Origin of the sequence: Bifidobacterium xylocopae, assembly GCF_003315615.1 — a bacterium.
GTDB classification, from domain to species: Bacteria; Actinomycetota; Actinomycetes; order Actinomycetales; family Bifidobacteriaceae; genus Bombiscardovia; species Bombiscardovia xylocopae.
The window spans coordinates 1-448 of record NZ_PDCH01000066.1; the positions used below are offsets into that span (position 1 = coordinate 1).

The 448-nt window shown below is 62.7% G+C and carries 1 pseudogene; it reads right to left on the reverse strand.

The annotated features are described in order from the left end of the window. Nucleotides 1–350 (reverse strand): annotated as a pseudogene (locus tag CRD59_RS07650) (hypothetical protein); the annotation flags it as partial. Nucleotides 351–448: the final 98 nt, after the last annotated feature.

Below are 448 nucleotides of genomic sequence, written 5' to 3' on the forward strand. Positions count from 1 at the left end.
TCCATGAGGTCCTGACTGGCCGTGCGTCGCGTGCCGGCGGTGGATGGTCCTGATGCGCTCGTGCCGTCCGTCGCCGTCCGGTCTGTCGAATGTCCGACCTGGTAGTAGAGGGTCGTCGTGTTCGGCGCTTCCGGGAAGGGCGCGGCCTTGCCGTACTGGGTGGGCGTGTAAGGATCGTTGCCAATGCGGTCATCAGCCGGGCGGTCCTGGTACTTGCTGTTGTCGCGCTTGATCAGATAGGGGCGGTCCTGGTCCGGTTTGAAACCGGGCTTGCCGGCGCAGTAGCCGTGCGATTCCAGCTGGTGCAGTTTTGCACCCCCCGGCATGTAGACGAAGAAGGCCGTGGCCATGCACTTGATGCAGGAAGTTGTCAGGTGGGGGTAGCCAGACAGTTAGACGATGGTCCTATGTGTTATGTGGCGGGGGGCGACGGTGATTGCATGAACGG